We start from the raw sequence: 8,875 nt of genomic DNA, 5'->3' as shown, positions 1-8,875 counted from the left end.
TATAGCAGATCCTTTATCAGTTGGGGGTGAGGGCATTCCACAACTGATAAAGGATTGCGATAGACAAACTCAAGGGGGAATCCGGAAAAAATATAGCCACAGCTAGACAGTTCCCTGGGATAGCAAAACAGGAAAAGCATTCCTTAAGATAGAGGGTTGCCTTTGCTTGCAGGATCTAAAATGTTAAAGTCTAAAGCCTAAATTAGGCACGAAACCAGGGACCCGCTTGGGGAAAGTGCAAACCTTTCCGAAACCGACTCCCGGCTTCATTCTCCGCCTGAATCGGCTAGAGTAAAAAGCCACATCAAACAGTAGAGTTTTATCCCGTTGCGGACCCCTTAGACAGAGCTTCCTCTATCTGGAGAATCATCACCGACTATTTCCAATCTAACTTTTTTCTAAATTATCATCTTCCTCTGGTTTGTTGTCATATTCTCAGCATAATTGTTAACCTATAATTGTTGTAGCAACGATAGGAACGACATGGCTAGAGATTATATGCTTCGGATTCGATTAAATACTCAAGAATTAGACCGCTTGAAAGCAGAAGCTGAACGGCGCGAACTTTCAATGTCAGAAGTAATTCGAGACTACATTAAACGAATGCCTAAACCGAAAAAAGGTTCAGATGAATTACTAGATGAAGTTCAAACGCCAGCAATGGTGGAATGAAAATTTCTGTCCCATCAGAAATTTTTTGACAAAGATAGCATCTTGAATTGGAACGATCGCTTAAAAACGAACTTTAATGAGAATCAAGATCTAAATCCGGTGAGGAAGAGGGGAGTGACTCCTCATCCTCATCCTCATCCTGATTCTCATTATCATAGAAATCGAAATGCTGTGAAGAAGACAAGAGCAATTCGTCCTCCTCCAGATCGAAATCGCGGGATGCAGAGTCGGATAGTTGCTCAGACTCATTGAGATTGAAATCCGATGCTGACGAAGCAGACTCCTGTTCAGGGGCATTTAGCTCTAAATCTGTGGGCAAGGAGTCAACCGAGTCTAGGTTAGAGGAGATCGGGTTCGTCAGTTCTGGACGATAAATCCGAATTTGGTTCAAACGAGGGCCTTCCGTAGAGACCACCGTAAATTCCAAATGATCGTAGAGGAGGGTTTCCCCTGAAGCTGGGATTTTTTGAAACTGATAGAGGAGGAAACCGCCTAGGGTTTGATATTCATCGGTCAGGGGTAAATCAAAATTGAGTAATTCGTTGACTTCTTCCAAATTCATTTGAGCTTGAACCATCCAAGTTTGCTCATCGACCATTTGGATGGTTAACTCTTCAGAATCGGAGAGTTCGGGGCCCTCGCCAATAATTTGAGCAACTAAATCACTAATGGTCACTAAACCGGCAGTCCCGCCAAATTCATCAACCACCATGACCATCGGTCGTTGCGATCGCTGAACGATGGGCAACAACTCGCTTAAAGGCGTATATTCGGCAACGAACCGCGCCGGACGAATCCAGGGTGTTAGGGGAGTATCTGGGGTGAGGACTCCCTGGGCTAAAGGTCCGGCCAATTCTTTGAAATAGACGATGCCGCGAACGTCATCTAAGGATTCCCCGATCACCGGATAGCGGGAGTGACCCGTACTTACGACCTCATTGAGCAACATTTGAAATGTGGCATTATGAGAGATCCCATGAATGCTCGTCCGAGGCACCATCACTTCCCGAGCGGAAACTTCCCCAAATTCAAAGACATTATTGAGCAGTTCTCGCTCTTCTGCTTCTAAACCTGTGGATTCGCGTTCCGTGGCGATAATTAGCTGTAACTCTTCGGGAGTGATCCGATTGGACCAAGCCTGAGCGTTAAAGCGAATACCCGCTAGACTGAGTAGCCAGCGGGTTGAGCGGTCTAGGATCCAGATAAAGGGGTGAAAAAAGCGGGCGATCGCCAAACTCGGGGGGCCAAGGAGTCGGGCCAGTTGCTCAGAATAGAGTAATGCCAAGGTTTTGGGACATAATTCCCCGAGGACAATTTGCAAATAAGCCACGATTAAAAAGGCTAGGGGGATTGCCAGTCCATGAGCCATCATCTGAGCAATATCCGGTCGGATCGGCAACCAGACGATCCATTCGGCTACTATAACCGCCATTGTATTTTCCCCAATCCAGCCGAGGGCCAAACTGGATAGGGTAATGCCTAACTGAGTCGTAGAGAGCAGCCGCTCGATATTGCGATGGAGATGCTGGACAATTTTGGCTTGCAGGTCGCCATTATCGGCCAAATGATTAATCCGCGATCGCCGCACGGAAACGATCGCAAATTCCGTAGTCACGAAAAAAGCATTAATGGCGATCAGTCCAAATACCGCAACTAAGCGCAGTGCGATATCTTGCCAGGTCTGAAGGGAACTCCCTGGGACCACCACCGCTAAATGACTCGCGATCGCAAGGTCCGACTGCAATCCCACGACCCCCAGAGTCACCATCCCACCCAACGCAGAAAAATAGCTTAAAGAACGCACCACCGCAACTCATCTTGAAACATTTGGATTACCTATTTTAACGTTGAGCGCTTTGCACCGGAACTTGAACGGCGAAAAATTAGTTTCGGTCACCATGCCAGAACATTCCCTTAGCGTGAACCCGATGCTAGGGTTGATTAGAGGGCTTGTATCCAGACAAGAGTCCCCAGTTTATTGGACCGGAATTTCCGACATTTTTAGTTCAAGCTCCTGATCCGGATAGTCCGTCAGGGTTAACGATAGCTTCTGTGCATTTTCAAGCAACGCCGTGGGAATGCTGACAGTCCCGGAATAGCTGCGATCGCTCGGGGGCAAATCTCCCGGCAATCCTTCCGTTGTGGCACTGAGCGATCGCCCTTTATCATCGGTCACATTCAAAAAACTGTACAGAAACTGCACCGATCGCGAACTGTTATTCTTTAAACTGACATCCAGCACCAGAGAGGACCCTTGTCGCCGCACCCCGGTGACCTCCAAACTCACGTCCTGGTCCTTCGTGGCGATGGGAAACCGCTCGTCTTTCTTCGGTTCTTCCGCAGCTTTGGCTTCTGCGGACTGCTCTGCTGCCGGTTCCACCGCTTTCGTTTGGGCGGGTTCCGGTTCCACGTCTTTGCCAGCTATTCTGGCTTTGACCGCTTTGATCACTTCGTCTTCCTTCAAGAGCTTTAGTCCTTGACCCTTCCCTGTAGACGGTGAATTGGACTCTCCCGAGGTATTCGGACGGACGTCAGGCTGGGTTACTTCCTTGAGGGCCGCTTTGCCTAACTCTAACCCCAGGGAGGCACTCAAGGCCCCCGCGCCAAACATCATGGATAACAGCAAAAACGTCAGGACAACAGTTGGGTTGACTTTCATCGTGTTTTTTTTTCTCTTATGCGATCGTAATAATATCGACTTATTTTCTAGCTTCAAGAACACCTAGCATTTCCCGGGGGGAAAATCGCACTCGCCCTCGATAAACCCAGGCATCTCGATTTTAATCCCTATTTTTTTATTCCATCGCGTTCTCAACGAATCCTTTCTCCCCTGGACTCCAACTGATGATCTCTCGGGTTAAGCTCTACCCCTAGACAGGTTACAGTCCCAAGGGTTATAATTTTGACCATCGCTTGTTGCTTTGCCCTGAATTCCCGGGTTTGGGAGTCATCAGAAAAGCAAATTCCCCAACGATTCTGGCAAGAGTCTGCTAGAATCGATAAAAAAGACGGCAGTTGGCCGAGCGGATGAGGCAGCGAACTCAGTACGACGCGACGACTGCTACGCATAATGGTGAAAGTCCATTCCCCCTGTCCATCGGGGGACTCCATAACCAGGCTCCTGAAGTAGCATCCCAGGGGTTAACAAGTCAAGGTTAAAACCCACCTAACTACCGGAGACCACCGGGAAAAGGCTGGGGAGGGAGACAATACGGTGAACGAAAGTGAATCGTCACATAAAGTCCGGTTAACTGCACCAGGGTAAGGGTATGTATCCCCTGGCTCCAAAAAGGGACAAGGAAGGAAGAAAACCAAGGCGTGAGTACCTTGGAGATGGCTCAAATACCTTCCCCGGACAAAGACGACACCTAAGTTGTCACAAATGCGTGGCAGGATAAGCGGGAAACCTGATTCCCTTCCTACCTTCAAAAGAAGGGTCTTAGCTAAAAGACAGGGGGCAGGTGAAGGAACCTACATGAAGCAAAAGCCCAGAGTAATGTTTGGGATAAGCTGAAAGGTAAGGTAGCTAGGAAGAATAGATTGGATGATGATAGCAATGTCCAAGGCGAAAGCGGAATGGTCACAAATCGATTGGGCTAACACTCAAACGAAAGTGACAAAGCTACAAAATCGAATTTATGAAGCGGCCAAAAATGGAAACACTATCGATGTTGTAAGGTTGCAAAAGACCTTGATATCCTCTTACTCAGCAAGGCTTATGGCTATTCGCCGAGTAACCCAAGATAATCAAGGAAAAGCCACAGCAGGATTAGACGGCGTTAAAAACGTCAGTCCCACCGACCGGCTTGAAATGGCGGAAATCCTAAACCTAGATGGAAAGACCTCTCCCTTAAAAAGAGTGGAAATTCCAAAACCAGGAAAAAAGGAAAAAAGACCTTTAGGCATTCCCACAATCTTGGACAGGGCAAAACAAGCATTAGCAAAATTAGCCCTCGAACCACAATGGGAAGCTTTATTCGAGCCTAATTCCTACGGATTTAGACCCGGACGAAGTTGCCACGACGCAATCCAAGCCATTGAGCTTAGTATCAGAAGAAAGGCAAAATATGTCTTTGATGCTGATTTAAAAGGATGCTTCGACAACATCGACCACGAAACCTTGATTAGGAAACTAGAAACATTTCCAATTATGGAAAACCAGATAAGAGCTTGGCTCAAAGCTGGAGTCATGAAAGGAGATGTATTCTATGAAACCCAATCAGGAACCCCCCAAGGTGGGGTCATCTCGCCCTTATTGGCTAATATTGCCCTGCACGGGTTTGAAACTCATATATCCAACAAATTCCCAAAAGTAAAAACCCGTAAAGGTCAAGCAAAAGGGAAAATGAAGGAATTTTCAGAAGCCAGAGTAATTAGGTATGCAGATGACTTCATCATCCTTCACGAAAAACTAGATGTCATTCAGGAAATAAAAACTGAAACGGAAAAATGGATGGCAGAGATAGGATTGAAGCTCAATGAAGCTAAAACCCGAATCACACACACCATACAATCCGTAAAGGAAGAACAACCTGGATTCGATTTCTTAGGATTTCACATCCAAACCTATGAAGTAGGAAAAACAAAAAGTGGAAAGAACTCTAACGGAGAAGACCTGATGCAGCGAACAAAAATTCGCCCTGCAAAAGAATCCGTTAAGCAGTTCAGAAACCAAATAAAAGATATCCTACGCCGAGGACAATCCATGTCTCCAGCAGAAATGTTAAAGAGACACAACTGGTATGTTCGAGGATGGGCCAACTACTTCAAAATTGGAGATAGTAGCCATGAAACCTTTAGTAAACTTCAAAATGACCTATACCAAAGTTACTTGGCATGGGGACACAAGAAGTTCTCTCAACGGGGAAACGGATACATCACGATGAAGATATTCCATAAGAGTAAATACTCAAAATGGAATTTTGGATGGAAGGAAGGGAATCATGTCCATCTAGCCACAACCCTCTACGAATTCACATTCGTAAAACACATCAAAATCCAGGGAAATAGAAGTCCTTACGATGGAGATTGGATGTACTGGGTAAAAAGAAGGGGAACACACCCTCTATGCCCCAAAGACATCAAAATAGGGTTGAAAGAGCAAGAAGGCCAATGCTATTACTGCAAACAGCCTTTCTTAACAGAGGACAAGATTGAGGTTCATCACATCGATGGAAACCGGGAAAACAATAGGAATAATAATAAATGCCTAGTCCACCGGCACTGCCACGATGAAATCCATAGAAAAGACGCGAGGCCGGTCATAATGACCCCTCACCTAGCTTAAAGCCGGATACGTTGAAAGGCGTAAGTCCGGTTTGGCAGCCGAGTATGAGTGGTAACATTCGTGCTTAGGCAACTAATTCGCCTTAGGCAGGTTCAACTCCTGCACTGCCGATTAAATCAGAGAACGCGCATCAAGAAGGAACCCCTGCTTTTGGGGGCGATCGCCTGGAAGAAATTCAGAACTCACTTAAATGGAGCGAGTTCACCCCCTTTGTAGGGGCAGTACATAAACTGCCCCTACTTTTTGTTTACTGTAGGGGCAGGATTTCGTTTTGAGGATTGAAAGGGATCCCACTTGGGGTATAACTGGGCATCGTCAGCAAAGACTCGTTAAACGGGTTCGTCAAATCCGGGGTTCTAAGAATGGGATCGCTAGAGTTTTGGACCTCCATCACTGCCTGATAGAGTTTGTTGACCCGTTCCGCATCCCGTTCTGCTTGTCTTTCCGGGTAAGTCATCGGCAACAGATAAAAACTGATTTGGTCAAAAATTGAGCGATTCTGGTAAAACGTATCAGAACTGCGAAAAAAGGCCCGCTCAAATTGTTCAGCAATGGTTCGAGGTTGGCTTTGGGCGACTGCCTCTGGTGCAACCACCACAGACGCGCCTAGGAGTGCCAACACCCCGATTGCGCTTTTAAATTGGAGTCTCATGAATTTTCTCCTCACGTTTTGGCTCGATATTAACTCAACTTCCAGGATAAGATAATTATCGGCTGAAAATTTCCTCCTGTCACTACAATTAACCATGACCGAGATTACTCAAGGATTGGATGAGACATCGGTCTCAGTTCACCCTAACGATTTAAACGACCAACGCCAACAGCTTCTAGACTTACTCTGCCAGTTAGCCTATCGCGAGGGGGACTTCACCCTCTCCTCCGGCCAGAGTAGCCGCTACTATATTAATGGCAAACAAGTCACTCTGCACCCCATCGGCGCACTCCTCACGGGTCAAGTCTTATTCTCTATGCTTTCCCCAGAAACCCTGGCTGTAGCTGGTTTAACCTTGGGTGCTGACCCGATTGTAACCGCAGTCAGCGTCGTTTCTGCCTACGAAAACCGACCGATTCCGGCCCTGATTGTTCGCAAAGAAGCCAAGGGACATGGCACCCAAGCCTATATCGAGGGACCCACACTGGCTCCCGGGACCCTGGTTGTGGTCCTAGAAGATGTCGTCACCACCGGGGCCTCCGCCATGAAAGCGGTTCACCGTTTGCGGGATGCCGGGTACAAAGTAGAGGAAGTGATTTCCCTGGTCGATCGCGAACAAGGCGGGGCGGAATTGTATCAAAAAGAGGGATTAAAGTTTCGGGCAGTCTTTACCATTGTCCAGATTCAAGCCCGGTATCAGGAGTTTGGATTGTAGGTGAGAGAGTGTAGCGGCGAGGGGACGAGAGATCAGGTGAGAGGTTAAGGAGGCGATCGCCTGTAGAAACAATGGGCGATCGCTCTGTCTGGGAAAAAGGGCGATCGCTCTGTCTGGGAAAAAGGGCGATCGCCGGTTGGGGGTGTCGAAAGAGATGGTGTTGCTCACAGAAGAGTCGCTCTTTCCAAAACCGATGAAAAAGGCGAGTTGTACCAGAACGAACTGCTGACTATTTGGAATAGCGAAGAGTTTAAAAAACTTCCTCCCTTAAAATAAGGATGAATTGTTATGAAAATTTTTCACATTGTTTCTGTTAAAGCTATTAATGATCGCATCTTGTTAGTTAAGTTTACCAATCAAGAAACAAGGAAATACGACATAACTAAATTATTGGAAAAACCAATGTTTGCACCTTTACGGAATATAGAATTTTTTAATAATTTTAGAATTGAACCGGGGGGTTATGGACTGGTGTGGAATGACGAGATTGATATCAGTGAATATGAACTTTGGCAAAATGGCATCAGTGTTACAGATGAAGAATTAGAGCAATACCGTGAAGTTGTCAATGTTGATCAATGAGCAATAATGCTCTGCGGTTAAAATGCGATCGCTTAGGGGAGGGAAGGAGAGGCGATCGCGAACAGGAATGGGGAACATTTAGAGAGAAAACCCAGGTCGGCCTGTCAGGAAATAAGTGTTCATTTCTCCTTTGCCTTTAATCTCGATTAAACCCCGTTCCTCAAATTGATACTGGTCCTGCAATAAATCATAAGTGGTTGCGGAGACCTGAATTTTTCCAGGGATTCCGTGAGATTCCATGCGGGAAGCCGTGTTAACTGCATCTCCCCAGAGGTCGTAGGTGAATTTTTTGATACCAATGACACCAGCGACCACGGGTCCGGTGTTGATGCCAATTCTTAGACTTAAATTTGTGAGATATTCGGCATTGAACTGGCCGATCGCCACTTGCATATCCAGGGCCATTTCTGCGATCGCTTCAGCATGATCCGGTCGGCAGATGGGAACACCGCCCACGACCATATAGGCATCCCCAATAGTTTTAATTTTCTCTAATCCATGTTTTTCCGTGAGGCGGTCAAAGGTAGAAACAATCGTATTCAGCAAACTCACCAATTCCTGGGGAGAAACCTGGGTAGAGAGTTCCGTAAATTTGACTAAATCGGCAAATAAAATGGTGACTGAATCAAATTTTTCCGCGATAGAACCCGGTTGTTCCTGGAGTTGTTGAGCAATGGTTGGCGGTAAAATATTCAAGAGTAATTCTTGGACTTTTTGTTGTTCTCGGCAGAGGGCATCTTCAGTTTCTTTTCGTTGAGTAATATCATGAAAAAATACAGAAAGCCCCTCTTAGGAGGGAAAAACCCGAACTTCAAAGCAGCGATTAGTCAGGGTAGAACAGTCTTCAAAGGTGACACTGACTTGTTCAGAGGCCGCTTTTCGATACTCTCGTTCAAACTTAGAACCCACAGTTTCGGGCAATTCTTCCCAGATAATTTTTCCGAGTAGCTTACCCGGGTTTCGCTGC

At 46.4% G+C, this 8,875-nt stretch carries 8 protein-coding genes and 1 pseudogene; 4 read left to right on the top strand and 5 right to left on the bottom strand.

The features are described from left to right. Positions 1-498: 498 nt before the first annotated feature. On the top strand, positions 499-672 hold the full coding sequence (locus J0895_RS01395; RefSeq protein WP_242540969.1) for a ribbon-helix-helix protein, CopG family: 174 nt from the start codon (positions 499-501) through the stop codon (positions 670-672). Between the two features lie 73 nt (positions 673-745). On the opposite strand, the gene J0895_RS01390 is transcribed toward J0895_RS01395, so the two are convergent. Both J0895_RS01390 and J0895_RS01385 read right to left on the bottom strand, forming a co-directional pair. Beyond that, a complete protein-coding gene (locus tag J0895_RS01390) occupies positions 746-2,479 on the bottom strand; it encodes a CNNM domain-containing protein (protein ID WP_207086358.1) in 1,734 nt (577 codons plus the stop codon). Between the two features lie 168 nt (positions 2,480-2,647). Continuing rightward, positions 2,648-3,331, bottom strand: a complete 684-nt coding sequence (locus J0895_RS01385; RefSeq protein WP_207086357.1) for a hypothetical protein — start codon at positions 3,329-3,331, stop codon at positions 2,648-2,650. 954 nt (positions 3,332-4,285) lie between these two features. Between J0895_RS01385 and ltrA the strand changes: the two genes are divergently transcribed. Beyond that, positions 4,286-5,959: a group II intron reverse transcriptase/maturase gene (gene ltrA, locus J0895_RS01380; protein WP_207086356.1), complete on the top strand. Its 1,674-nt coding sequence runs from the start codon at positions 4,286-4,288 to the stop codon at positions 5,957-5,959. Positions 5,960-6,206: 247 nt separating this feature from the next. Here ltrA and J0895_RS01375 read toward each other — a convergent pair whose 3' ends face one another. After that, positions 6,207-6,611 (bottom strand): hypothetical protein, encoded by a 405-nt coding sequence (locus tag J0895_RS01375; RefSeq protein ID WP_207086355.1) that lies wholly within the window; start codon positions 6,609-6,611, stop codon positions 6,207-6,209. Positions 6,612-6,705: 94 nt separating this feature from the next. Here J0895_RS01375 and pyrE point away from each other — a divergent pair, with 94 nt between their 5' ends. Next, positions 6,706-7,326 carry an orotate phosphoribosyltransferase gene (pyrE, locus tag J0895_RS01370; RefSeq protein WP_207086354.1) on the top strand — a complete coding sequence of 207 codons (621 nt, stop codon included), beginning with the start codon at positions 6,706-6,708 and terminating at the stop codon, positions 7,324-7,326. On the opposite strand, the gene J0895_RS01365 is transcribed toward pyrE, so the two are convergent. Further along, positions 7,261-7,494, bottom strand: coding sequence for a hypothetical protein (locus J0895_RS01365; RefSeq protein ID WP_207086353.1), 234 nt, complete (start codon positions 7,492-7,494; stop codon positions 7,261-7,263). The two genes, pyrE and J0895_RS01365, sit on opposite strands and share 66 nt — an antisense overlap. Before the next feature lie 120 nt (positions 7,495-7,614). Between J0895_RS01365 and J0895_RS01360 the strand changes: the two genes are divergently transcribed. Continuing rightward, positions 7,615-7,908: a DUF2442 domain-containing protein gene (locus J0895_RS01360; protein ID WP_207086352.1), complete on the top strand. Its 294-nt coding sequence runs from the start codon at positions 7,615-7,617 to the stop codon at positions 7,906-7,908. Between the two features lie 78 nt (positions 7,909-7,986). On the opposite strand, the pseudogene J0895_RS01355 reads toward J0895_RS01360, so the two are convergent. Continuing rightward, positions 7,987-8,875: pseudogene (locus tag J0895_RS01355) on the bottom strand (adenylate/guanylate cyclase domain-containing protein); the annotation flags it as partial.

This window comes from Phormidium pseudopriestleyi FRX01 (assembly GCF_017313335.1).
GTDB lineage: Bacteria > Cyanobacteriota > Cyanobacteriia > Cyanobacteriales > Laspinemataceae > Laspinema > Laspinema pseudopriestleyi.
This window is presented reverse-complemented; position numbering and strand designations above follow the sequence as displayed.

Excerpts from the sequence above, each read along its gene's own strand:
- J0895_RS01395 (WP_242540969.1), top strand. The coding sequence starts at position 499 with ATGCTTCGGATTCGATTAAATACTCAAGAATTAGACCGCTTGAAAGCA.
- J0895_RS01385 (WP_207086357.1), bottom strand. The coding sequence starts at position 3,331 with ATGAAAGTCAACCCAACTGTTGTCCTGACGTTTTTGCTGTTATCCATG.
- J0895_RS01375 (WP_207086355.1), bottom strand. The coding sequence starts at position 6,611 with ATGAGACTCCAATTTAAAAGCGCAATCGGGGTGTTGGCACTCCTAGGC.
- pyrE (WP_207086354.1), top strand. The coding sequence starts at position 6,706 with ATGACCGAGATTACTCAAGGATTGGATGAGACATCGGTCTCAGTTCAC.
- J0895_RS01360 (WP_207086352.1), top strand. The coding sequence starts at position 7,615 with ATGAAAATTTTTCACATTGTTTCTGTTAAAGCTATTAATGATCGCATC.